The organism is Pseudomonas oleovorans subsp. oleovorans, assembly GCF_002197815.1.
Taxonomy (GTDB): domain Bacteria; phylum Pseudomonadota; class Gammaproteobacteria; order Pseudomonadales; family Pseudomonadaceae; genus Aquipseudomonas; species Aquipseudomonas oleovorans.
Window position 1 is genome coordinate 16,502 of record NZ_NIUB01000037.1, and the last position, 25,295, is coordinate 41,796.

Genomic DNA, 25,295 nt, shown 5'->3' on the forward strand with positions numbered 1-25,295 from the left:
ACGCGGCGGGTCTCAGGTGCGCCCGGCCTGGTGAGCCACGGGCGCAGGTACAGCAGGAACGACTCAGGCCAGCTCGTCGAAGCACTCGGCAACGATGGCGATGCCTTTTTCCAGTTGCGCGTCAGGGATGGTGACAGGCATCAGGAAACGGATGACGTTGTAGTAGGTGCCGCACGACAGCAGGATCAGGCCCTTCTCGCGCGCCTTGGCGACGATCTTGCCGACCAGCTCGGCAGCCGGCTTGCTGTGGTCGCCGCCTTCGAACAGCTCGATGGCGACCATAGAACCCAGGCCGCGCACGTCGCCAATCACCTTGTGCTTCTCGGCGATCTTGTTCAGGCCGGCTTTGAGCTTCTCGCCGACGGCGTTAGAGCGCGCCAGCAGGTTCTCTTCGTCGAACACCTTGAGTACGGCCAGGGCCGCGGCGCAGGCGATCGGGCTGCCGGCGTAGGTGCCGCCCAGACCACCGGGAGCGATCTTGTCCATGATCTCGGCCTTGCCGCACACGCCGGAGATCGGGAAGCCGCCGCCAACGGACTTGGCGAAGGTGGTCAGATCGGGCACCACGCCCAGTTGTTCGGTGGCGAAGAAGGTGCCAGTACGGCCCGCGCCGGTCTGCACTTCGTCAGCAATCAGGAGAATGCCGTGCTGGTCGCACAGGGCACGCAGGCGCTGCATGAAGGCCGGGGAGTTGACGTAGAAACCGCCCTCGCCCTGCACCGGCTCGATGATGATCGCGGCGATGTCCTGCGGCTGTGCGTCGTTCTTGAACACGCGCTCGATGCTGGCGATGGACTCGTCCTCGCTCACACCGTGCAGCGGGCATGGCGCCTGGGCGCGGTACACGCCAGCGGGCATCAGGCCCATGCCAGCGGAGTACGGTACGACCTTGCCGGTCAGCGACAGGGTCATCATGGTGCGGCCGTGGTAGGCGCCGGTGAAGGCGATCACGCCAGCACGGCCGGTGGCGGCACGGGCGATCTTCACCGCGTTCTCGACCGCTTCGGAGCCGGAGGTGACCAGCAGGGTCTTCTTGGCGAAGTCACCCGGTACGCGCTTGGCGATCTCCTCACAAAGCTCGATGTAGGGCTCGTAGGCCAGCACCTGGAAGCAGGTGTGGGTCAGCTTGGTCAGTTGCTCCTGAACAGCGGCGATCACCTTCGGATGCAGGTGGCCGGTGTTCAGGACGGCGATACCGCCGGCGAAGTCGATGTACTCGCGGCCTTCGACGTCCCACACAGTGGCGTTCTCGGCGCGCTCGGCGACGATCGGGTGGATCTGGCCGACGCCGCGCGGAACAGCGGCGGCACGGCGTTGCAGCAGGGATTCGTTGGTCTTGCTCATGGTGTCCTCATGGTCATCCCCGGCGGGAGGTCGGCTCAGCATGCGATGATCGACTGAACCGAGCCCGCGAGGGACTCAATAGGGTTACGGCTTACAACCGGGGCGCCGCACGCTCTTTCGCACCTTGCCCCGTCTTGGAAATCAGCGGATTTCCGAATCAGATTCCACCGAGGCACATGTACTTGATCTCGAGGTAGTCCTCGATCCCGTACTTGGAGCCTTCACGGCCCAGGCCGGACGCCTTCACGCCGCCGAACGGCGCGACTTCGTTGGAGATCAGGCCGGTATTGATACCCACCATGCCGTACTCCAGCGCTTCGGCCACGCGGAACACGCGACCCAGGTCGCGGGCATAGAAGTAGGAAGCCAGACCGAACTCGGTATCGTTGGCCATGGCGATCACCTCGGCCTCGTCCTTGAAGCGGAACAGCGGCGCCAGCGGGCCGAAGGTTTCTTCCTTGGCCACGGCAGCGGTTTTCGGCACGTCCACCAGGATGGTCGGTTCGAAGAAGGTGCCACCGAGGGCATGCGGCTTGCCGCCCAGCGCCAGCCTGGCGCCCTTGTTCACCGCGTCGGCGATGTGCTCCTGCACCTTGGCCACGGCCTTGCTGTCGATCAGCGGGCCGGTTGTGGTGCCGTCTTCCAGACCGTTACCGATCTTCAGTTTGCCCACAGCGGCGATCAGTTTCTCGGCGAAGGCGTCGTAGACGGCGTCCTGCACATAGATGCGGTTGGCGCAGACGCAGGTCTGGCCGTTGTTACGGTACTTGGAGATCAGCGCGCCTTCGACGGCAGCGTCCAGGTCGGCGTCATCGAAGACGATGAACGGCGCGTTGCCGCCCAGCTCCAGCGACACCTTCTTGATGTCCTGCGCGCACTCGGCCATCAGTTGGCGACCGATTTCGGTCGAGCCAGTGAAGGACAGCTTGCGCACGATGGGGTTGCTGGTCAGCTCGCCACCCACTTCGCCGGCGCTGCCGGTGACCACGCTCAGCACACCTTTCGGGATGCCGGCACGCTCGGCCAGCTCGACCAGGGCCAGGGCGGAGAATGGGGTTTGCGAAGCCGGCTTGATGACCATGGTGCAACCAGCGGCCAGGGCCGGGCCGGCCTTGCGGGTGATCATCGCGGCGGGGAAGTTCCACGGCGTGATGGCGGCAGTCACACCAATCGGCTGCTTGATCACGATCAGGCGCTTGTCCGGCTGGTGGCCAGGGATCACATCACCGTAGACGCGCTTGGCTTCCTCGGCGAACCACTCGATAAAGGAAGCGGCGTAAGCGATCTCGCCCTTGGCCTCGGCCAGCGGCTTGCCCTGCTCCAGGGTCATCAGGCGACCGAGGTCGTCCTGGTTTTCCATCAGCAGCTCGAACCAGCGACGCAGCTTGTTCGCACGCTCCTTGGCAGTCAGCGCACGCCAGGCCGGCAGCGCCTTCTCGGCGGCTTCGACGGCGCGGCGAGTTTCCGCACGGCCCATCTTCGGAACATGGCCGATGATCTCGCCAGTGGCCGGGTTGTTCACGGCAATGGTCTGACCGCTGTCGGCGTCCAGCCACTGGCCATCGATATAAGCCTGTTGGCGCAGCAGCTGGGGGTCTTTCAGTTGCATGGCAGTCTCCTTCAGTTCCGACACCCGGGCGTCGGCGTAAGTCATTGGAGTCACGGACAGAACCCGCAGGCTGAACATGAGCCGTGCGGGGCCTGGTATTGGATTCAGAGCCGTTGAACGTGCGAGGGTTCAGAATGACCGAACACGCCGTTTGAAATCTCAAACGAATCCTAGGATCGGCAGGGGTAAAGGGCAATAGGCGACCAAGCAAAATCCATAAAATAATGGCAAAAACTTCTGAAACTAAGGTTCAGACGGCCCAAAAGTGTAAAGTCCGTTCTGAATAATGCACGCCTATGCAGAATGGACGCTAACCGCCGAGATGCGTATGATTGCGCCCCGCAACGCACCAGTAGCTCAGCTGGATAGAGTACCGCCCTCCGAAGGCGGGGGTCGTGGGTTCGAATCCCGCCTGGTGCGCCATATCTATTTGATTTATTGGGCTTTTTTTACAGAGGCCCGATTCTTCACTCCGCACCAACCAATCCTAGCGCCGAAGCTAATTCTGTCGACGTTCGCAACAGGCAATGAGTACTGCCCAAACGGCCCTTTTGAGGTTGGTTTTCGGGCTGTGCCGATTCTGTGCCTAAACCGTGCCACACGGCCTGTTCACTTCCCGCGCCTCTGTGACTGTGCGAGTACTAGCTCGCCGCCCACCAGCCGCATAGCAGCATCGGTCATCGCCAGCTCGCCCCGAGGGCGGGCCTCCCACACAAGCAAAAACAAAAGCCTGCCCAGCCCTGAGGTAGAGCCTGCGGCAGGCGATAATCCGCCCAAATGCAGTTCCAAAATTCCGCCTCAGCCACTAAAGTAAGCGCCTGCAAAATCTGAAGTGGCTCACGTTCTCAGGAAATTGACGACAAATCCTGGGGCGGTAGCGTGTGTTAGCCACACGATCAGCGAAATTCCGCAATCAGGTTAGGGAAAACCCGATGCACAGCTACCCCCGCATACAACACCACGGCGCCGGCAGCGGCGTTACCGGCTCCTGCCACCAGCTGCACATGGACGACCAGCACAGCCTGCTGGTTGACTGCGGCCTGTTCCAGGGTGCCGAAACTTCAGCCGATGGCAGCAGCAGCGCCGTGCCGGACATCACCTTCGACATCCGCACGCTCAAGGCGCTGATCCTCAGCCACGTACACATCGACCACATAGGCCGCCTGCCGCACCTCCTCGCCGCCGGCTACAAAGGCCCCATCCTGTGCAGCGAGCCCTCCGCCAGGCTGCTGCCGCTGGTACTGGAAGACGCCTTCCGCCTGAGCTTCGGCAACAACGACAAACAGCTGCAGAGCTACCTCAACCTGATCCGACAACGCACCCGCGCCCTGCCCTACAAAACCTGGCTGACCCTGGTGGATACCCCGCAGCTCAACGCCAAAATCCGCCTGCAACGCGCCGGGCACATCCTCGGCTCGGCCTATATAGAGTGCGAACTCAGCTACCCACAAAGCGGCACAAAAAAGCGCGTGGTGTTCTCAGGCGACCTCGGCGCCCCCTACGCGCCCCTGCTCGCCGCGCCCAAACCGCCCTACGCTGCCGACATCCTGGTACTGGAAAGCACCTACGGCGACCGCCTGCATGACAACCGCAGCAACCGCCGCCAACGCCTGCAAGCCCTGGTCGAACAGGCACTGCGCGACAAAGGCACGGTACTCATACCCGCCTTCAGCATCGGCCGCACCCAGGAACTGCTCTACGAACTCGAAGACATCATCCACCGCGCCGGCGCCAGCAGCCACACCGATGGCGACTGCAGCGACTGCCAGCAATGGCCCAGCCTGCCGGTGATCCTCGACTCCCCACTGGCAAGCCGCTTCACCCAGACCTACCAGGCCCTGCAAGACTACTGGGATGCCGAAGCCCGGCAACGCCTCAAGCGTGGTCGCAACCCACTCGGGTTCGCCAACCTGATCACCGTAGACAGCCACGCCGACCACCAGAAAGTGCTCCAACACCTGACCCAGACCGCCCGCCCGGCCATCGTCATCGCCGCCAGCGGCATGTGCAGCGGTGGCCGCATCGTCAACTACCTCAAGGCCATGCTCGGCGACAAACGCCATAACGTGCTGTTCGTCGGCTACCAAGCCAAGGGCACGCCGGGCCAGGCCATCCAGCAGTTCGGCCCCAAGGGCGGCTATGTCGACCTGGACGGCGAACGCTTCGACATCCGCGCCGGCATCCACACCCTCGGCGGCTACTCCGCCCACGCCGACCAGCAGGGCCTGGTCAACTTCGTTACCCGCATGCGCCACTGGCCGAGCGAGATCCGCCTGGTGCATGGCGAGGCGAATGCCAAGCGCGAACTGGCCAAGGCCCTGCGGGTGCGTTATGCAAGCAAGCACCGGCAGGTGGAGATAGGCAATGCGGATCGCTAGGCTCGCAGTGACATCCTAGGCGACCCCGGCCCTTGTAGGAGCGAGCTCTGCTCGCGAAGCTTTCGAGGTCCGCCACCATCCTGATACTGCTGGTGGATCACCGCTAACACCCGGGTCATCGACACACGCGGCACCTGGGCGGTTGAGGCCCAAGAGTAGAGCCATGCAAGAATCCCAGCACACCGAATTCAAACGCCACTGGAAAGACGACCTGCTGAAATGGATCAGCGCCTTCGCCAATGCCGAAGGCGGTGTACTGATGGTGGGTTACGATGACCATGGCCATGCCGTTGGCATAGAGCACGCGGCAAAACTGCTGGAAGACATCCCCAATAAAGTGCGCGACGTCTTGGGAATAGTGGTCGATGTCAACCTGGTGCCGCACGGCTCCCTGGAAACCCTGCATATCCAGGTGCCTGCCTACCCTTATCCGGTCAGCTACAAAGGCGAATATCACTACCGCAGCGGCAGCACCAAGCAGGAACTCAAAGGCGCGGCGCTTGATCGCTTCCTGCTCAACAAGCAAGGGCTGCATTGGGATGCAGTGCCACTGCCAGGGCTCAACCCTGCCGAGCTGGATCACAACACCCTGAAACGGTTTCGCCAACAGGCCATCAATAGCCAGCGCCTACCCGAAGCGATCCTGCAGGACAGCACAGAGCTGTTATTGGAGCGTTTGCGGCTCACACAAGGCAACAGTTTGAAGCGTGCGGCGGCCTTGCTGTTCCATCCCGATCCCGAGCGGTTCATCACCGCCGCACAGATCAAGATAGGCGCTTTTGGCACAAGCGATGCCGACCTGCGCCATCAGGACGAAATCACCGGCAACCTATTCACCCAGGTGGAAACGGCCATCGAGGCACTCAAGCTCAAGTATCTGAAAGCCATGATCAGCTACGACGGCCTGTATCGCAGAGAGCGCTATCCCTTGCCCATGGCAGCCCTGCGCGAAGCCATCCTGAATGCCGTGGTACACAAGGACTATGCCCGTGCAGTTGCGATACAGATCAGCGTTTACCCCGACAGACTGATGATCTGGAACCCCGGCCAACTACCGGCTGACTGGACGCTGGACAAGCTCATGGCCAAACATGCCTCATGCCCGTTCAACCCGGACATTGCCAATGCGTTTTTTCGGGCCGGCCTGATCGAGTCCTGGGGGCGTGGTATCGAGCGCATCATCGAAGCCTGCAGGCAGGACAACTACCCGATGCCGCAGTGGCAGCTTGAACCAGGCGGTCTATGGGTGACGTTCCGGTTTCCTGAGGAGCATGTGCAGCAGGTTTCCGGGCAAGGTGAGGCAGGTGGCGGTGTAAGTGGCGGTGTAAGTGGCGGTGTAAGTGGCGGTGTAAAGGAACTGCTTGTCTTCATTGAAAACAACCCCGGTTTGAGTGCGAAAGCCATAAGCGAAGCCATGGGCACACCACTCAGAACGGTCGAGCGCTGGCTTAAAACTCTGCGTGAGCAGCGGTTGGTTGAGTTCAAAGGCGCCCCCAGGACGGGGGGCTACGTTGTAATAGAAAGCCAAGACGCCAGTTCGCCGCCGGGTACTGACAATGCGGATGGCTAGGCCGACGCTGGTATCGCAGGCGCCTCCATCTCTTGTAGGAGCGGGCTTGGCCGCGAATCGAGGCTGGCTCCGGGCTGCTTGGCGAAGGCCCAGCCATGCCCGAATGTGCTGTAGCCCGGATGCAGTCCGGGAAGGATTACCCGTCATACATCGCATACCTGGATTGCCTCCGGGCTACAGGGGGGTATAGGCCCGCACAGGTATCCCTGGCGAACCCAGTCCTTGTAGGAGCGGCTTTAGCCGCGAAGCCTGTGGGGCCCATCGCTTAGTGGATACCTGTAGGAGCCCCCCGGGGCGAAGCTTCTAAATGCAGCCCAAAACAGAGAGTCATTGCTTGATCGATGGGAGCGTCTTCACGAGTAGCTATTAGGGAAGTTCTGAAAAAGTCCATTTATCGTCACTCCCGCGAAGGCGGGAGCCCAGGTGCTGCGCAGGTTCTGGATTATTCCCCTTCGGGCCAGCGCAAGCGCTGTTCAGCGATAAAGCTGCTGTTCCACCTGCGCGGGAATGACGACGATTTCAGAGTTTCCTAAGGTGGGCTTTAGCCCGCCAACGGTGGTTGGCGTGGGCTAAATACAACGCTGTACCTGTAGGAGCCCCGCCCGGGGGCGAAGCTTCTAAATGCAGCCACCAAAAACAGAGAGTCATTGCTTGATCGATGAGAGCGTCTTCAGCCACGTAGCGACCAGGTGCTACCGGCTTGCAGGCTAACGCCCATACAAACACTGCGCGAACTGACGACGGGCACACGCTGTTATCACAGGATTCAAAGGGACACGACATGAACATCACCATTGTCGGCACAGGCTATGTAGGCCTCTCCAACGCTGTGTTGCTGGCACAACACAACAAGGTCATCGCCCTGGATATCGTCCAGGCCAAGATCGAGCTGATCAACCAGCGCAAGTCGCCGATCGAAGACGCCGAAATCGAGCACTACCTGGCCGAGAAACGCCTCGACCTCTGGGCCACCCTCGACAAGCGCGAGGCCTATGCCCATGGCGAAATCATCGTCATCGCCACCCCGACCGACTACGACCCGCAAACCAACTACTTCAACACCCGCAGCGTCGAGGCGGTGATTGAAGAGGTACTGCAGGTAAATCCCAAGGCGCTGATGGTGATCAAGTCCACGGTGCCGGTGGGTTATACCCAGAGCGTGCGAGCGAAGTACGGCACCGACAACATCATCTTCTCGCCGGAGTTCCTGCGCGAAGGCAAGGCGCTGTACGACAACCTGCACCCTTCGCGCATTATTGTCGGGGAGCGCTCCGAGCGGGCCGAGGTATTTGCCGGGCTGCTGCGCCAAGGTGCGATCAAGCAGGATATCCCGACCCTGTTTACCGACAGCACCGAGGCAGAAGCCATCAAGTTGTTTGCCAACACCTACCTGGCCATGCGCGTAGCGTATTTCAACGAACTGGATACCTACGCCGAAACCCATGGCCTGGATACCCGGCAAATTATCGAGGGCGTAGGCCTCGACCCGCGTATCGGCAGTCACTACAACAACCCGAGTTTCGGTTATGGCGGTTACTGTCTGCCAAAAGACACCAAGCAACTGCTGGCCAACTATGCGGATGTGCCCAGTACTCTGATTCGCGCAATTGTTGATGCCAATACCACCCGTAAGGACTTTATTGCCGAGTCCATTCTCAAGCGTAATCCCAAGGTGGTGGGGATTTATCGGCTAGTGATGAAATCCGGCTCCGATAACTTCCGCGCCTCGGCCATTCAGGGTGTGATGAAGCGGATCAAGGCCAAGGGTATTGAGGTGGTGGTGTATGAGCCGGCGCTGAAAGCCGAGAGCTTCTTCAACTCGCGGGTGATTACCGATGTGGAAGAATTCAAGCGAGTTAGTGATGTGATCATCGCTAATCGGCATGCCCAAAGCCTGCAGGATGTCGTGTGCAAGGTCTATACACGTGACCTATTCGGTAACGACTGAGGCACTCCGAGAACTTATATGAAGCGGCTTCTCATCATTGAGCCTCAATTGAGCGGGCACCACTTTCGCTATCTGGACTGGATTGCCTCGGCAGCCTGTGAAAGTGGTTGGCAGGCAATTATCACCACAGATCATGGCTTCCGTGACAACGCGACACTGGTGGATCTCCAAGCCCGTCATGCTGATCGCCTGACCATACATTTCGACGACTTCAGCGGTGCCAAAAATGGCTGCGGATTGCTCGAATTGATCCAGCGCGAAACCTACTACTGGAAAAAACTGCAAGCCATTTTCCGGAAAGTAAATACTCAAACAAGCATCGACCATGTATTGCTGCCCTTTGCCGATATCTGCCTGTATGCCTTGGCAATGAATCCCAGGCCATTCGGAAAGTGTCCTTGGTCAGCTATTGCCATGCGCCCGGCCTTTCACTGCCATGAGATGGGGCTTTCAGAAAACAAACCCGGGCTACTCACACGCATCAAGGAACTGCTGTTCTTTCGTCTGGCCAACTCCAACGCCGTTGACAAGCTGTGCGTGATTGACCCCTGCCTCGCCGAATACGTAACCGCACGTCAGCCCAACAGCCGCGTCCTTTATCTACAGGACCCTGCCGACATCAATGTGCCGGCAGTTTCGCGCGAACAGGCCCGCTGCACTCTGGAGCTGGACACCAAGCGTCCGGTCGTACTGCTCTACGGAGCTGTCGATTGGCGCAAAGGTGTGAGAGAACTTCTTGAGGCACAAGCCTCACTGCCGCTGGAGCAGCAACCGACGGTAGTCGTGGCCGGTCGCCAGGCTCCGGAGATACGCAATTGGCTGGCTGATGAAGCCTGGCAGCAGGCAATTCAGCAAGGCCGTCTCAAACTACTTGATCGCTTCATCACCGAGGAAGAGGAAAGCCTGCTGTTCTGCGCCTGCGACGCTGTATGGCTCGGATATCGCGGTCATCTTGGCTCCAGCGGTGTGTTGTGGCAGGCACTGGCATTCGAGCGCCCAGTAATCGGTTGTGATGAAGGGCTGATTGGCTGGTTCACCCGCACCAACGATCTGGGTGTGCACGTGCGAGTTTCAGACAAGGAAGCCGTCGCCAACGCTCTGCGCAGCTTGCCGGCAACTGCCAACCAGGCGCCAGGACTGACCCCGCTCCCCGGCCGCGACTTTGCAGCCCGGCTGATACAGGCAATCGCCTGATGCCGATGCACTCTCTTGTCTCACGCCTGTTCTCCCCATCCGGCCCGTTCTGGGTATTTGTACAGCACGGTGCCGGTCGAATTGCGGTAGCGCTCAAGTTTCTGGTACTCGCACGCGTACTAGGTCCTGAGGGCGTTGGTCTCATCGGCGTAGGCCTGCTGGCAATGGCTGTGGCAGAAGCACTCAGCGAGCTGGGGCTGATGCAGGCGCTGGTGCAGCGACGTGAAGCACTGACGCAGGCACAGCTCAGCGCTGTCTGGGGCTGGCAGCTGCTGCGCGCCGTACTGCTTGGCATTGGCCTGGCGCTCCTAGCCTGGCCTGCGGCACAGCTCTTTTCCATACCGGAAGCCTTCCCGATCTTCGCTCTGGTCGGCGTGCTCCTGCTCCTGCGTGGCTCGGTGAACCTGTCGCTTACGCTTGCACTGCGAGACATGCAAATGCGCCGCATTGGTCTATTCAATGCCAGCTTTGTGTTGATCGATGCAGTGCTGGGCATTCTGGTTGCCTGGCTGACGCAGAGTGTATTGGCTGTGTTCGTGGCCATGGCGGTGGCAGAGGGCATGCGCTGGCTTGCTTCATACCGAGTATTTGCGCCACCACCCCGCCCGTCATTGTCCCGTGAAGTATCTGAATTTGCTTCCTTTGGAAAATGGATCTGGATGAACAGCATCCTGAACTTCCTGCTCAACCAGACCGACAAGTTCATGGTGGCAAAAACTATTGGCGTAAGCGGATTGGGCACCTACCAGATGGCGCAGCGCTTTGCGCAACTGGGAGTGGCGGATATCGGAATTATGCTTTCGCAGTATCTGTTTCCCAAGCTTTCGCAACAGATGCGTAGCGATCACCAACGCGCGGTGGAGCTGACGCTGGCATTGCTCGCACTAATGGCTGCTGGCGGCATGGCTGCCGTGCTGACACTGAACGCACTGGCAGAGCCACTATTTGTTGTACTGCTGGGTGAAAGCTGGCGAGCTGCAGCCCCGGCATTCGGAGTTTTGGTTGGTGGCATGTATGGCGGCCTGCTGACGGCTGTACTGGTCCCGTTTGTAAAAGCCGAAGGAAAAGCCTGGATCGTGACCGGCGCGGCACTGTTACAACTGGTAGCGCTATTGGCACTACTGTACTTGCTACGGGGAAAGGGCATAACCGGCGTAGCCCTGGCCTCTAGCGTAGCTATCTGGGTAGCAATGCTATTGATCCTGGCTGGGACACTTTTATATGTAGAGACTGTCTGGCAGATTCTGCGAGAACAATGGGCATTGTGGCTTCTTCTGGCCGGCTGCCTGCTGCTTACCCTGTGGGTTCCAGCATTGTGGTGGTTGTGCTCCGGTGTAGCGCTGGGATTATTTGCAGCACGTTTTAGCAAGCTGCTGAGGCAACTGAAATGAGAGTTATGCACCTGGTTTTGACCCCCCGATTTTCCGGGGCGGAGATTCTGGTTCGCGACCTGTGCATTGCACATAAAGAGATGGGGCATGATGTAGCCTTCTCAGCCATTAATCCATCTGAGGAAAGCTTCCTTCCGCAAATAGAAAGGCTTCAGCGTGCAGACATCAATATTCAGGTCCCACATCAGACCCCATCGCACATGCAACGCCTTTTGCGCATCCGAAAGTTATTGATTGAATTCAATCCAGACGTGGTATTTGCACACTCGGTAATTCCAGCCATGTACGCTCGTGTAGCTGATCTATTTCAGCGCCGCATCGTGCCTGTACTGCATGCGACCGATAACTACCCGAAAAATAGTCCACATCACCTTGCAGAGCATTTACTCCATAGGTTAAGTCGAAACACAATTGCCTGTTCAGAAGAAGGTGCAGCTAACTACCGTGCGGACTTTCCAGCACAGGTTCGGGTGATCCGCAATGGTCTTGATTTCACCGGTGCTCAGGTAGCCGCAGCCCGCCGGCGCGGGAGAACGGAGAAAAGAGGAATCGTCCTTCAGGTGGGGCGTGTGTTACCCCTCAAGGGGCAGCATATAAGCATTCAGGCCATGGCCAAAGTGATCAAGCAGCAGCCACAAGCTAGATTGTGGCTGGCCGGCCTGATTGAAGATCAAGCATATTACCTTGAGTTACAGAAACTGATTGAAAAACTCAGAATACAATCGCATGTAGAGTTCCTCGGTCCGCGCTCGGATGTTTTCGATCTACTAGCACAGGCTGATGTGTATGTGATGCCGTCTAGTGCGGAGTCTCAGGGTTTGGCTATGTTGGAGGCATTAGCAACTGGCATCCCTGTGGTGGCGAGCAATATTCCGGCGCTGGCCCAGTTTTCAGATATGGGGGGGGTGCAGTGCATCCCGAGAGAGAACATATCAGTCTGGGAACAAAAAATTATTTCTTCCTTCAAGGAGCCGGCTTACTTTTATCGTGATACATCCGATTTCGATATCGATAAAGCGGCGAAAAATTATCTCCGACTAATAGAGGCATGATTTGATCACTGAAGTTAGGGCGAGATTTCGCTCGCAAAACCCACCATCACTCCCTAATTGGGTTCGCTGGATTCTGATTATAGCCTCCTTGCTGATGGCCTTTGACTTCAAAGGAGCTCAAGAGGGAGGGATTTATCAGAGACTGTCCTACTTGATCTCCTTGGGGCTGACTAGCACAGGCTGATGTGTATGTGATGCCGTCTAGTGCGGAGTCTCAGGGTTTGGCTATGTTGGAGGCATTAGCAACTGGCATCCCTGTGGTGGCGAGCAACATTCCGGCGCTGGCCCAGTTTTCAGATATGGGGCGGGGTGCAGATGATGAACTATCTGACGAATCCTTCCACTGTGGTGGCCTTTACCATGGCTCGCACCATGGTGCGTCTGATCATGCAGGTAGGAATGGTGTTCAGTAATGCTATTCGGCCGGAAGTGTCACGACTATTGGGTGAGGGGAATGATACCCAAGCAGTCAAAGTGATCTTACGCGGGTCCGTGCTCGCGGCGGGTCTAGCCGTCATAGGGCTGCTGGGGGTTGCCATTGTGGGGCCTTGGTTATTGCAGATCTGGTCATCCGGAGAAGTTAAACTATCTGCTAAATTTTTATCATTGCTCGCACTGCACGCAATGGTAAATGTTCTGTGGTATGTCCCTGCAACTTATTTATTCGCTATCAATCGGCACGCACAGATTTCATGGGTTTACATGTGCATCTCTATCCTTGTTTTTCTCGGTTGGTGGATGTTCTACGGAGAAAATACAATGCTAGAGGCCTCATTAGTAATGCTAACTATTGAGCTATTAACGGCGATATTTATAATTCGAAGCTGGCGACTTGGATATGGTAGCCAAACAAGTCTGTGGAGTAGGGCAAAATAGGGTAAATTTATTTAACCCACCGTGGGTGTTTCTGGTTGGCCGATCTTTGCCGAGCAGTCCATACAGGCTGTCGCTAGTGTGTGGCTAGGCTGCAATGAGTCAAAGGGAGCTCTGTCGTGGCGAGAGCAGGTCGAGTCATGTTGCCATCAAATTCTGCAATTCCTGGATTAATCCACAACCCCAAGTCGAAACTCAAAAAAAAATGATATCTAACGCCTCCTTCATCATATTGTTATTAAGTCTCCTGATCTTTATTGCCGCAAGCGTGGTGATTATAATCAAGCCTCGCTACGGACTCATCGGTATCGGATTCTGTGTTTACTGGATTGTTTTCTTCATGGCGCCCGCATTATTCCATGTTAAAGCTGGTATATTTCCTTTTTATTCAATGAGGTATAGTGACTACTTGCAAGATAGTGCTGCGCTTGCAGTTTTTCTTTTTTCAATTTTTAGCTTGCTAGGCTTTTTTCTCGCACCAAAGCGAAATAAAAATAAAATACAAAAAAGAGCGTGGGGTGTCAATAAGCGTCTGCTCGGTTTATTTGTTTTGTTTTCAGCGATACTTCAGGTGATCCTGATTATAATTTACGGAATTGATTCATTTATAGTCCCTAGGCGGGATTTTAGTTTCGACGGGTTTGGTGGCGACTCTATTGCAGTCGTCGTAGTAAGCTTTGCTAGATCACTTTCATTTTTAACACTGATTATCTTTTTTTGCCTCGCAAGAAATCTCTATGGGCGATTAATATTCTGGGCTACGTGCGCGGCACTAGCGCTATTATTTCTTGTTATTAACTACCCGTTAGCGCTGCCAAGGTATATATTTTTTTCTTATGTTTTAGCAACTTTTTACATATTTATGCCAAGCGGAAAAATGACAAAAATAGCTGTGTTTTCTGGATTTCTTCTTGGGGTAACCACGATATTTCCTGCCCTTTCATCCATTACGCGAGGTGATGGATATATGTCTAACTTCGATATCGTTGAATATTATTCAAGTAGCGGAGATTTTGATGGTTTTCAATCAACCATAAACACAATCTCCTACGTTGAAAAAAACGGTATTTCATGGGGGGGGCAGTCTCTTGGGGCAGCATTTATATTTGTGCCTAGGTATTATTGGCCAGGCAAGCCAATTGCAACCGGCGAAATGGCAGCGGAGTTTAATGGGTATCAATTCACAAATATTTCATCCCCTTTGGTAGCGGAAATTTTTGTTGACTTTGGTTGGCCTGGAATATTGTTTATATCCTTTCTTGTCGGGTGGGGCCTCCGAGAAATTGATAGAAGTTCACTTCAATCAAAAGCTATCGGTGACTGGGCTGGAGTGATATTTTGTGCGGCAGTATTCTCAGTATTGATCATTATCATGCGTGGCGCATTAATTGGAATAATCGCAAACGTAGTGCTATTTATAAGCATGTCATGGGCCTTCACAAGATTTGTTCTAAAAGGGAAGCGCTTATGAGTAAGGTTTTTTATATTCAGCCCATTCTCACTAGCTACCGCCAAGACCTCGTGACCCAATTAGAGGGAGTAGCCAAGCTAACAATTCTCTGTGATGTGCCGACAAACAAGAGCGGGTTTAGCACCGTCCGCAATGATAAAACCTTGCAAGTCCGCTGCCCTCACCTGTATCTACTGGGTGGCAGGCTGCTCTGGCAGCAAGGCGTTCGCAAAGCAGTTATTCAGGATAAGCCGGAAGTTGTTCTGGCCTGTGCCAATGTTCGCGACCTGACATATTGGTGGCTGCTATTCTGGGCACGCCGTAATGGAGTAAAGGTGTTCTCGCACGGGCAGGGCCTGTATTCAAAGCGTCATGTCGGCGGTCTGATTGCCTGGCTGTATAGAACTGCTGCTAGGCTTTCCCATCGTTATGTCTGCTACACGGAGCTTTCCCGTCAAACCATGCTGGCTGCGGGATGCCCTCCTGAAAAATTGGCGGTTGCCGATAACGCTATCCGTTTTTCGGTTGATGCAGCCAACATGCAAAAAACGAGTACAGAGCAAGGAGTACTCTTTGTCGGGCGCCTCCGTGAACAATGCAATCTGGAGCATCTGGTTGATGCAGTAGCCCGCTTGCGTATCCGGCATCCGGAAGTCGTGCTGCATGTCGTGGGGAGCGGCGAACTGGAAGCCGACTACCGTGCCCGCTTCGATCAAGTCTGGGTGATATTTCATGGTGCTGTCTATGACGACGCCCGGATTCTTGAAATTAGTCGCGACTGCCGAGTGGGCTGTTATCCGGGCAATGCCGGACTGAGTGTAGTGCATTACTTTGCGCTGAGACTGCCGCCATTGGTACACAGCGACATGCCTGCCCACATGGGGCCGGAGCCTTCTTATGTACAAGATGGTGTGAATGGCATGCTCTTCTCACGGGAGCAAAAAGCCGAGGGTATTGCGGCGGCACTGGAGAAAATCTGGGGTTTGCCAATAGCAGAATACCAAGCGCTGAGTACGGCAGCTTTTTCAGAGTATGAACGCCTTAACTCGCCATCGATGGGTGAAAAAATGGTGAGAATTTTGCGTGACTGATATCCCAGAATTTCGAGTGGCTAGCGTATGAAAACTCTACAGGCTGATGTATTAGCCTTACTCATGATGCCGCCTCCCGTGCATGGCGCTTCGGCAATCAACCAGAAAATGGTGCAGCATCTAGAGAACTGTGGAGTACCGGTAACGGTGCTGAATACTGTACCCAGCCGTCATGCGCGCTGGTTTGATGGCCCTATCTGGAAGCTGCAGAGAACACTGCTGATTCTGCGAGTGTTTGCACAAGTATTGCTGCGTACCTGGCAGCCCCCGAACTCTGTTTATATCGGGATTTCTGGGGGGGCGGGCCTTTTGCTTGACTGCGTGCTGGCACTGGCTATTCGCGGGCTGCGGGTTCCGGTGGTGGTGCATCACCACAGCTTTGCATATGTATCAGCCAGCAGCGCTTTGTTTAAACGGTTCTGCTCCTTACTGAGTGCGCTGCCAGTCACGCATGTAGTGTTATGCAGTGAAATGGGTGATCAGCTTTGTGCACGGTATCCGGCACTAATTTCACCAACACAGGTGCATGTACTTTCCAATGCCGCATTTTTTGAGGGCGGTTCTGCGAGGCCAGACTCTGCGGACGCGATCACCAATCTGCGTGTTGGTTACATCAGCAACATTACGTCAGAAAAAGGTGTTCGCGATGTTTTGGCGCTATTTAGCCGCTGTCGTGAGGCTGGCGTTAAACTCGAAATGACTGTGGCTGGCCCGTGTGCCGACGAGTCCATTCGTAGCGAGCTTGTGGCAATGTCTAATGGACTGGAACCGTTTACCTATCTGGGTGCGGTATACGGTGAGAGCAAGCAGCAATTCTTCCAGTCGCTGGATGTACTGGTGTTTCCGACTCGTTATGCCAACGAAGCTGAACCACTGGTGATTTATGAAGCTGCTGAACAGGGCGTGCCGACGGTCGCCAATGCTCGCGGCTGTATCGCTTCAATGGTCACGCGCTGTGGTGGCTGGGCAGTAGCTGACGACTCCCTTTTCGTGGAGCAAGCCTTGTTGGCTATTTCCGAACTACAAACAGAAACTGTCCGCACGGAGCACCGCCATCAAGCGCTAACCGGCAGTGACTACCTGCGCGGTAGCAGCCGTGGCGCATTAGAAGACTTACTGAAAAAAATGGGAGGCGACAGTGGCACAGTGTCTTGATCGTTTTAAATTGCCGCCTGACTTTCGTGGTCGGTCTGCAGCATGGTGTCAGTTATGGTGGCTGGTGCAAGCCTGCCTGTTTGCTACATCACCACAGTTTATGTACGGCTGGCGCCGTTTTCTGCTGCGGGCATTCGGTGCAAAAATAGGGCAGGGGGTAATCATTCGCCCCTCGGTACGGGTAACTTATCCGTGGAAACTGTCAGTCGCTGATCACGCCTGGATTGGCGATAATGTCGATCTTTATACGCTAGGTGAAATCACCATTGGTGCCCATGCTGTGGTATCGCAGCGCTCTTATCTCTGCACCGGCAGTCATGACCCAGCCAGTAGGACCTTCCGCATTTATGCCAAACCAATTGTGGTGGCAGAAGGCGCTTGGATAGCGACCGATGTTTTTGTGGGGCCTGGGATTACGATAGGCCGCAACGCTTTGATCGGGGCACGCAGTTCGCTTTTTTCGAATGCAGAACCAGACTTTGTTTATATCGGTTCACCAGCGCGCAAGATAAAGCCGCGAATCTTTGAGCCGGAGAAACTTTAACCTTCATCTTTCATGATTGCAGGAACTCGTACAGCAAGCCTACACGACTGAAGAAAAATGACAGTCCCACCATTATCAAAATTTTCTGATTAGCAGGTTAGTATCATGACCAAACGCGCTCTTATCACCGGCATCACCGGCCAGGACGGCTCCTACCTCGCAGAATTCCTGCTGGAAAAGGGCTACGAAGTGCACGGCATCAAGCGCCGCGCCTCCTCCTTCAACACCCAGCGCGTGGACCACATCTACCAGGATCCGCACGTAGACAACCAGAACTTCATCCTGCATTACGGCGACCTGAGCGACTCGTCCAACCTCACCCGCATCATCCAACAGGTGCAGCCGGACGAGGTGTACAACCTCGGCGCGCAATCGCACGTGGCGGTCAGCTTCGAGTCGCCGGAATACACAGCCGACGTGGATGCCATGGGCACCCTGCGCATCCTCGAAGCCATCCGCCTGCTGGGGCTGGAGAAGAAGACCCGCTTCTACCAGGCCTCCACCTCCGAGCTGTACGGCCTGGTGCAGGAAATCCCGCAGAAGGAAACCACCCCCTTCTACCCGCGCTCGCCCTATGCGGTGGCCAAGCTGTACGCCTACTGGATCACCGTGAACTACCGCGAGGCCTACGGCATGTATGCCTGCAACGGCATCCTGTTCAATCACGAGTCGCCGCGCCGCGGCGAAACCTTCGTGACCCGCAAGATCACCCGCGGCCTGGCCAACATCGCCCAGGGCCTGGAGCAGTGCCTGTACATGGGCAACCTGGACGCACTGCGCGACTGGGGCCATGCCAAGGACTACGTGCGCATGCAGTGGATGATGCTGCAGCAGGAGCAGGCGGATGACTTCGTGATTGCCACCGGCGTGCAGTACTCGGTCAGGGACTTTGTCCGCTGGTCGGCGGCTGAACTGGGTATCACCCTGCAGTTCGAAGGGCAGGGCGTCGATGAAGTCGGCGTGGTGACGCATATCGAGGGCGACAAGGCCCCGGCCTTGAATGTAGGCGATGTGATCGTGCGGGTCGACCCACGCTACTTCCGCCCGACCGAAGTGGAAACCCTGCTGGGTGACCCCAGCAAAGCCAAACAGAAACTCGGCTGGGTGCCGGAAATCACCGTGCAGGAAATGTGCGCCGAGATGGTTCGCGAAGACCTCAAGGTTGCCCAGCGTCATGCGCTGCTGAAGTTGCATGGGCATGATGTGCCGGTAGCGGTGGAGAACTGAGAGTGGCACGCGATCTGAACCAGACCGTTTTCGTCGCCGGCCATCGCGGCATGGTCGGCTCGGCCATCGTCCGCCGCCTCAAGGCGTTGGGCTACGCCAACATCCTCACCGCCGGCCGCGACGAGCTGAACCTGCTCGACCAGGCGGCGGTGCAGGGTTACTTCCAAGCCAACAAGGTCGATCAGGTGTATCTGGCGGCAGCCAAGGTGGGCGGCATCCATGCCAACAACACCTACCCGGCCGACTTCATCTACGAGAACCTGATGATCGAGGCCAACATCGCGCACGCCGCCCACGTGAGCGGTGTGCAGAAGCTGCTGTTCCTCGGCTCCTCGTGCATCTATCCCAAGCATGCCGAGCAGCCGATGAAGGAAGAGGCGCTGTTGACCGGCATTCTCGAGCCCACCAACGAGCCCTATGCCATCGCCAAGATCGCCGGCATCAAGCTCTGCGAGAGCTACAATCGCCAGCATGGTCGCGACTACCGCAGCGTGATGCCGACCAACCTCTACGGCCCGCACGACAACTACCACCCGGAGAACAGCCACGTGATACCGGCGCTGCTGCGCCGCTTCCATGAGGCGGTGCAGCGCGGCGATGAAGAAGTGGTGATCTGGGGCAGCGGCCAGCCGATGCGCGAGTTCCTCCATGTGGACGACATGGCCGCCGCCAGCGTGCACGTGATGGAGCTGGACGACGCCCTCTACCGCGACAATACCCAACCGATGCTCTCGCATATCAACGTTGGCACGGGGGTGGACTGCACCATCCGCGAGCTGGCGGAAACCATCGCCCGCGTCACCGGCTTCAGCGGCCGGCTGACCTTCGATGCGACCAAGCCGGACGGCACGCCGCGTAAGCTGATGGATGTGTCGCGCCTCAAGGCCCTCGGCTGGCAGGCCAGCATCGGCCTGGAAGACGGGCTGCGCGATGCGTACACCTGGTACGTCGAGAACGTTGAACAGGCCCGCGCCTGATCGCTCAATCGGCATTGCTGCAGGCCCAGCTTCTGCAGTAATGCCCGATGGGTTGTATCGCAACCTTTACCAAGGACAGGCATGAAGGCCGGCTCTTATGAAAATTCTTCTTTATGGAATCAACTACAGCCCTGAGCTGACGGGTATCGGAAAGTACAGCGGTGAAATGGCGCGCTGGCTTGCGGCTCAGGGGCATGAGGTGCGCGTTGTGACTGCGCCGCCTTACTACCCGGACTGGAAGGTCAAGGATGGCTATTCCTCATACCGCTATAACCGTCGGGTCGAAGAGGGTGTAAGTGTTACGCGCTGTCCGCTCTATGTTCCTGCCAGGCCGTCTGCGCTTAAACGAATTATCCACCTTGCCAGCTTCTCGCTGAGTTCTGCGTTTGCGCTTATGGCGCAACTGCGATGGAAGCCTGATGTGGTCATGCTCGTGGTGCCGACACTGTTTTGCAGCCCTCAGGCACTGTTGCTGGCCAAACTCAGTGGCGCTCATTCGGTGCTGCATATTCAGGACTACGAAGTGGATGCCCTGTTTGGACTGGGGCTCGCCCGGGGTGGTGTTCTGAAGCGTCTGGCTTACGCGGCTGAGCGTACGATTCTGCGCGCCTTTGACCGCGTCTCGACGATCTCCAGCGGTATGCTGCAGCGGGCCAAGGAAAAAGGTGTAGCAGCTGAGCAGCTGTGCTTCTTTCCGAACTGGTCGGAAACCGCACGCTTTCGTGACGTGCCGCGCTCGCAGGCTTTGCTGAGCCGGCTTGGCGTTCCTGAAGGTAAACGTGTACTGCTTTATTCCGGCAACATTGGTGACAAGCAGGGGCTGGAGTCCGTGATCGAGGCGGCCGATTGCCTGCGTGAGCGCAGCGACTTGTTGTTCCTCATCGTTGGTGAGGGCGCAGGTAAAGAGCGGCTGCTGGAAATGGTCGCAAGCAAGGGCCTGAGCAATGTGCAATTTGCCCCTCTGCAGCCTTATGAAGATCTACCAGCCCTCTTGGCTTCTGCGGATTGTCACTTGGTGATTCAGAAGCGTGGCGCTGCGGATGCCGTGTTGCCTTCCAAACTGACCAATATCCTGGCTGTTGGCGGGAATGCGCTGATTACTGCCGACCCTGATACCAGTCTGGGCCTGCTGTGTGGGGAATATCCCGGTATTGCAACGCTGGTCGAGCCTGAGTCTGTCGAGGCCTTGATTGCGGGCATTGAGCGCTCACTGGCAATGCCTTTGCCCAATGACGTTGCAACGCGCTATGCCGAAGAGTTTCTCGACAAGGATCGCATCCTGTCACGTTTCGTGGATGAGATTAATGACAGTGTTTCCACCGGCGCTTCGCCCTCTGGTCGGGGCCAAGCAACCTGGTGAGGAAGCCGTCTGATTTATGTGGCTCAGTGATGACCTTTTCCGCTCAGTAATTGCAGCGACTCCCTTGGTGTCCATTGATTTGGTTGTGGAGAATGCTGCCGGGGAGATTTTGCTGGGGCAGCGGCTGAATCGTCCGGCTCAAGGCTATTGGTTCGTGCCGGGTGGGCGTATCCAGAAAAACGAAACGCTGGATGTAGCCTTTCTGCGTCTTACCGAGTGCGAGCTGGGGCTGGCCTTGCCCCGAGCGATGGGACGTTTACTTGATGTCTACGAGCATTTCTATAACGACAGTGTTTTCGCTGGCGAAGGCCAGGGGCCTGATACCCACTACGTGGTGTTGGGCTATCACCTGCGCTTACCCGCCGACTCCACACTGATGCCACCGCTAGAGCAGCATGATCACTATCGGTGGTGGAGCAAGGCTGACATGCAAAGCAGCCAGGATGTACACATCAACTCGCGGGCCTATCTAGCTGCCATGCGCTGATATTTCAGGGAATCCCAGACATGCTTTTTCCAGTAATCATGGCCGGCGGCACTGGCTCGCGTCTTTGGCCGCTGTCCCGTCAGCTGAACCCCAAACAATTTCTGCCGCTGGTTGATGATCAGCTGTCCATGCTGCAGGCCACTATCCAGCGTCTGCAGGGTTTGGACGTTGGTTTGCCACGGCTGATCTGCAATGAGCAGCATCGCTTCCTGGCTGCCGAGCAGTTGCGCCAGATGGGTATGGACGGCGCCAACATCCTGCTGGAGCCGGTTGGTCGTAACACCGCGCCGGCCATTGCCCTGGCGGCGCTGCAGGCGGTGGCCGAGGCTGGTGATGCGTTACTGCTGGTGCTGGCGGCCGATCACCTGATTCAGGATGTCGGGGCCTTCCATGCCAGCATTCTGACTGCGCTGCCGCTCGCCGAGGCCGGTAAGTTGGTGACCTTCGGTATTGTGCCGACCCATCCTGAAACCGGTTACGGCTATATCGAGCGTGGCGGTGTCTGTGGCGAGGGCGGCTTTGCCGTCAGCCGTTTTGTCGAGAAACCAGACCTGGCCACGGCGCGCAATTACCTGGCCAGTGGTGAGTACTTCTGGAATAGCGGCATGTTCCTGTTCCGCGCCAGTCGTTATCTCGAAGAGCTGGAGCGCTTCCAGCCGGAAATCCTCGCCGCCTGCCGCAAGGCGCTGGCAGGTGGACAGCAGGATATGCACTTCACTCGCGTGGATGCCGAAGCCTTTGCCGCCTGCCCGGACGACTCCATCGACTATGCGGTGATGGAAAAGACCAGCGACGCCGCCATGGTGCCGCTGAATGCCGGTTGGAGCGATATCGGCTCCTGGTCGGCGCTGTGGGATGTAAGCAGCAAGAATGCCGAGGGCAATGTGCTCAAAGGCGATGTGCTGGCTCAGGCGTCGCGCAATACCTACGTGCATGCCGAGCACCGTTTTGTGGCTACCGTGGGCGTCGAAGACCTGGTGGTAGTGGAAACCAAGGACGCGATTCTGGTTGCACACAAGGATCACGTGCAGGACGTGAAGAAGGTCGTCGAGTCCATCAAGGCTGATGGTCGTCAGGAACACATCAACCACCGCGAGGTTTACCGTCCCTGGGGTGTGTATGACTCCATCGATAACGGCCAGCGTTATCAGGTCAAGCGCATCACGGTCAAACCTGGCGCCAAGCTGTCGGTGCAGATGCACCATCACCGCGCCGAGCACTGGATCGTGGTGAGTGGTACCGCGAAGGTCACCAATGGCGAGAAGACCTATCTGGTGACCGAGAACCAGTCCACCTATATCCCGGTTGGTCAGGTGCATGCGCTGGAGAACCCTGGCGTAGTCCCGTTGGAGCTGATCGAGGTCCAGTCGGGATCGTATCTGGGCGAAGACGATATTGTGCGTTTCGAGGATGTGTACGGCAGGGCGTGACGGGGGTGTGTTTGTAGGGATGCGGTGTTTCTGCAGGAACGCGGTTCGCATGTTGGAGCGTCGACCCCGGCGCGGGCTTTTGTTGTTGCTGTTCGTCTTGGCGATTGTTTTCGATTTTTAGAGCGGGCCTGCCGGCCCTTCGCGCCGGGGGCGACGCTCCTACAGGGGATCGCGGTGTGTATGTAACGCCGCTGTTTGAATGTGGGATCGCGGTGTGGTTATCGGAACGCGGTTTACCTGTAGGAACGCGGTTCACATGTAGGAGCGTCGACCCCGGTGCGAGCTTTTGGTTTTTTGAATGGATGCTGACTTTTGACTGACAAGATTATAGTAACCGGCGGCGCCGGCTATATCGGTTCACACACCACCTTGGCCCTGCTCGAAGCCGGCTTCGAGGTGGTGGTATTGGACAACCTGTGCAACAGCTCGGCGGCATCTCTACGTCGGGTCGAGCAGATTTGCGGCAAGGCGCCGCTGTTTGTTCAGGGCGATATTCGTGACCGTGCCCTGCTCGATGAGCTGTTTGCTTCCCAGCGAATCAGCGCGGTGCTGCACTTCGCCGGCCTCAAGGCGGTAGGGGAGAGCGTGCGTGAGCCGCTGGCCTACTACGAGAACAACGTCGCCGGCAGCGTGACCCTGTGCCAGGCGATGGCAGCGGCCGGGGTGTTCCGTCTGGTGTTCAGTTCATCAGCCACCGTCTACGGTGAGCCGTCGCAGATGCCGATCAGCGAGGAATACCCCACTGGCGCGCCGACCAATCCCTACGGCCGCTCCAAGCTGATGGTCGAAGAGGTTTTGGCCGATCTGGCGAAATCCGATCCGCGCTGGCGTATCGCCCTGCTGCGCTATTTCAACCCGGTCGGCGCACATGAGAGCGGCCTGATTGGGGAAGACCCCAACGGCATCCCGAACAATCTAGTTCCGTATATCAGCCAGGTTGCAGTTGGCAAGCTCGCACAATTGCCGGTTTTCGGTGATGACTATCCGACCGTGGACGGCACTGGCGTGCGTGACTATATCCACGTGCTTGATCTGGCCGACGGGCATCTCAAGGCCCTGCAGGCACTGGCCGAGAGGACTGGCGTCAGCATCTGGAATCTCGGTACAGGCGTGGGTTATAGCGTGTTGCAGGTAGTTGCTGCGTTTGAGCAGGCCTGCGGTCACGCTGTGCCCTACAGAATCTTCCCGCGACGGGCAGGGGACATCGCCGAATGCTGGGCAGATCCATCCAAGGCAGCCAGTGAGCTGGGCTGGCGCGCCGAGCGGGATCTGTCCGCCATGATGCAAGATACCTGGCGTTGGCAGTCTTCCAATCCGAATGGCTACCAGAAATAAAAGCCGTATTGGTGGATGACACCTAGTCATCGTGTGGGAGGCCCACCCCTCGGGGCGATGCTTTGGGTTTTTGGGCAGGCTTTGCCTGCCTTTCGCGGCGGGGGCGCCGCTCCCACAAGGGTCTGCTGCTTCCACATGGGTTGTGCTGCTTCCACAGGGTTTGGGTTGCTATCACAGGGTTTGGGCTGTACCACCGGGGCCGGGGCAGGCTTGGGCTTTTGCTTTGCTTTTGTGGGAGGCCCGCGCCCGGGGCGATGCTTTGGGCTTTTTGGGCAGGCTGTGCCTGCCATCGCGGCGGGGGCGCCGCTCCCACGAGGGTCTGCTACTCCCACAAGGGCCTGCTGCTTCCACATGGGTTGTGCTGCAACCTCATGGGTTGTGCTGCTTCCACAGGGTTGTGCTTCTGCCACAGGGTTTGGGCTGTACCACCGGGGTCGGGGCAGGCTTTTGCTTTTGCTTTGGCTTTTGCTTTGGCTTTTGCTTTGGCTTTTGTGGGAGGCCCGCCCTCGGGGCGATGCTTTTGGCTTTTTGGGCAGGCTTTGCCTGCCTTTCGCGGCGGGGGCGCCGCTCCCACAAGGGTCTGCTGCTTCCACAAGGGTCTGCTGCTCCCACGAGGGTCTGCTACTCCCACAAGGGCCTGCTGCTTCCACATGGGTTGTGCTGCTTCCACAGGGTTTGGGTTGCTATCAGAGGGTTTGGGTTGTACCACCGGGGCCGGGGCAGGCTTTTGCTTTGGCTTTGGCTTTTGCTTTGGCTTTTGTGGGAGGCCCGCCCTCGGGGCGATGCTTTTGGCTTTTTGGGCAGGCTTTGCCTGCCTTTCGCGGCGGGGGCGCCGCTCCCACAAGGGTCTGCTGCTTCCACAAGGGTCTGCTGCTCCCAC

At 57.4% G+C, this 25,295-nt stretch carries 19 protein-coding genes, 1 tRNA gene and 1 pseudogene; 19 read left to right on the forward strand and 2 right to left on the reverse strand.

Features of this window, described 5'->3' with window-relative positions:
* Positions 1-63: 63 nt before the first annotated feature.
* Together gabT and gabD are read right to left on the reverse strand one after the other, a co-directional pair.
* Entirely contained in the window at positions 64-1,344 is a 1,281-nt protein-coding gene (gene gabT / locus PSOLE_RS18850; protein WP_074860340.1) for a 4-aminobutyrate--2-oxoglutarate transaminase, read from the reverse strand.
* A gap of 157 nt (positions 1,345-1,501) precedes the next feature.
* Entirely contained in the window at positions 1,502-2,953 is a 1,452-nt protein-coding gene (gabD, locus tag PSOLE_RS18855) for an NADP-dependent succinate-semialdehyde dehydrogenase (RefSeq protein WP_074860338.1), read from the reverse strand.
* 346 nt (positions 2,954-3,299) lie between these two features.
* Here gabD and PSOLE_RS18860 point away from each other — a divergent pair.
* The 19 genes and pseudogenes from PSOLE_RS18860 (at position 3,300) to galE (ending at position 24,415) form a co-directional block, all read left to right on the forward strand.
* Positions 3,300-3,376: transfer RNA gene (locus tag PSOLE_RS18860), tRNA-Arg, on the forward strand.
* Positions 3,377-3,885: 509 nt separating this feature from the next.
* On the forward strand, positions 3,886-5,331 hold the full coding sequence (locus PSOLE_RS18865; RefSeq protein WP_074860336.1) for an MBL fold metallo-hydrolase RNA specificity domain-containing protein: 1,446 nt from the start codon (positions 3,886-3,888) through the stop codon (positions 5,329-5,331).
* 163 nt (positions 5,332-5,494) lie between these two features.
* On the forward strand, positions 5,495-6,901 hold the full coding sequence (locus tag PSOLE_RS18870) for an ATP-binding protein (RefSeq protein WP_074860334.1): 1,407 nt from the start codon (positions 5,495-5,497) through the stop codon (positions 6,899-6,901).
* A gap of 781 nt (positions 6,902-7,682) precedes the next feature.
* Positions 7,683-8,849 (forward strand): nucleotide sugar dehydrogenase, encoded by a 1,167-nt coding sequence (locus PSOLE_RS18875; RefSeq protein ID WP_074860331.1) that lies wholly within the window; start codon positions 7,683-7,685, stop codon positions 8,847-8,849.
* A gap of 18 nt (positions 8,850-8,867) precedes the next feature.
* Positions 8,868-10,043, forward strand: coding sequence for a glycosyltransferase (locus PSOLE_RS18880; RefSeq protein ID WP_139205001.1), 1,176 nt, complete (start codon positions 8,868-8,870; stop codon positions 10,041-10,043).
* Positions 10,043-11,434 (forward strand): oligosaccharide flippase family protein, encoded by a 1,392-nt coding sequence (locus PSOLE_RS18885; RefSeq protein ID WP_074860328.1) that lies wholly within the window; start codon positions 10,043-10,045, stop codon positions 11,432-11,434. Before PSOLE_RS18880 ends, PSOLE_RS18885 begins: the two co-directional genes overlap by 1 nt.
* Before the next feature lie 5 nt (positions 11,435-11,439).
* Positions 11,440-12,486 (forward strand): glycosyltransferase family 4 protein, encoded by a 1,047-nt coding sequence (locus tag PSOLE_RS18890; protein WP_158212586.1) that lies wholly within the window; start codon positions 11,440-11,442, stop codon positions 12,484-12,486.
* A 182-nt stretch (positions 12,487-12,668) separates the two neighbouring features.
* Positions 12,669-12,899 (forward strand): annotated as a pseudogene (locus PSOLE_RS25225) (glycosyltransferase); the annotation flags it as partial.
* Positions 12,802-13,362 carry a lipopolysaccharide biosynthesis protein gene (locus tag PSOLE_RS23910; RefSeq protein ID WP_169713331.1) on the forward strand — a complete coding sequence of 187 codons (561 nt, stop codon included), beginning with the start codon at positions 12,802-12,804 and terminating at the stop codon, positions 13,360-13,362. The pseudogene PSOLE_RS25225 and the gene PSOLE_RS23910, both read left to right, overlap by 98 nt.
* A 202-nt stretch (positions 13,363-13,564) precedes the next feature.
* The gene (locus tag PSOLE_RS23915; protein WP_139204925.1) at positions 13,565-14,830 is read left to right on the forward strand and encodes an O-antigen polymerase; all 1,266 of its coding nucleotides are present in this window, start codon (positions 13,565-13,567) and stop codon (positions 14,828-14,830) included.
* Entirely contained in the window at positions 14,827-15,900 is a 1,074-nt protein-coding gene (locus tag PSOLE_RS18900) for a glycosyltransferase family 4 protein (protein WP_074857027.1), read from the forward strand. Before PSOLE_RS23915 ends, PSOLE_RS18900 begins: the two co-directional genes overlap by 4 nt.
* 27 nt (positions 15,901-15,927) lie before the next feature.
* Positions 15,928-17,055 (forward strand): glycosyltransferase family 4 protein, encoded by a 1,128-nt coding sequence (locus PSOLE_RS18905; RefSeq protein WP_083393722.1) that lies wholly within the window; start codon positions 15,928-15,930, stop codon positions 17,053-17,055.
* Positions 17,039-17,599, forward strand: a complete 561-nt coding sequence (locus PSOLE_RS18910; RefSeq protein WP_074857031.1) for a putative colanic acid biosynthesis acetyltransferase — start codon at positions 17,039-17,041, stop codon at positions 17,597-17,599. The genes PSOLE_RS18905 and PSOLE_RS18910 overlap by 17 nt, the downstream gene beginning before the upstream one ends.
* A gap of 105 nt (positions 17,600-17,704) precedes the next feature.
* A complete protein-coding gene (gene gmd / locus PSOLE_RS18915; protein ID WP_074857034.1) occupies positions 17,705-18,826 on the forward strand; it encodes a GDP-mannose 4,6-dehydratase in 1,122 nt (373 codons plus the stop codon).
* A gap of 2 nt (positions 18,827-18,828) precedes the next feature.
* A complete protein-coding gene (gene fcl / locus PSOLE_RS18920; protein ID WP_074857038.1) occupies positions 18,829-19,803 on the forward strand; it encodes a GDP-L-fucose synthase in 975 nt (324 codons plus the stop codon).
* A gap of 97 nt (positions 19,804-19,900) precedes the next feature.
* A complete protein-coding gene (locus tag PSOLE_RS18925; protein ID WP_074857041.1) occupies positions 19,901-21,163 on the forward strand; it encodes a glycosyltransferase WbuB in 1,263 nt (420 codons plus the stop codon).
* 16 nt (positions 21,164-21,179) lie between these two features.
* Positions 21,180-21,650 (forward strand): GDP-mannose mannosyl hydrolase, encoded by a 471-nt coding sequence (locus PSOLE_RS18930; RefSeq protein ID WP_074857043.1) that lies wholly within the window; start codon positions 21,180-21,182, stop codon positions 21,648-21,650.
* A 20-nt stretch (positions 21,651-21,670) separates the two neighbouring features.
* Entirely contained in the window at positions 21,671-23,080 is a 1,410-nt protein-coding gene (locus tag PSOLE_RS18935) for a mannose-1-phosphate guanylyltransferase/mannose-6-phosphate isomerase (RefSeq protein ID WP_074857045.1), read from the forward strand.
* Between the two features lie 312 nt (positions 23,081-23,392).
* Positions 23,393-24,415 carry a UDP-glucose 4-epimerase GalE gene (gene galE / locus PSOLE_RS18940; protein ID WP_244597237.1) on the forward strand — a complete coding sequence of 341 codons (1,023 nt, stop codon included), beginning with the start codon at positions 23,393-23,395 and terminating at the stop codon, positions 24,413-24,415.
* Positions 24,416-25,295: the final 880 nt, after the last annotated feature.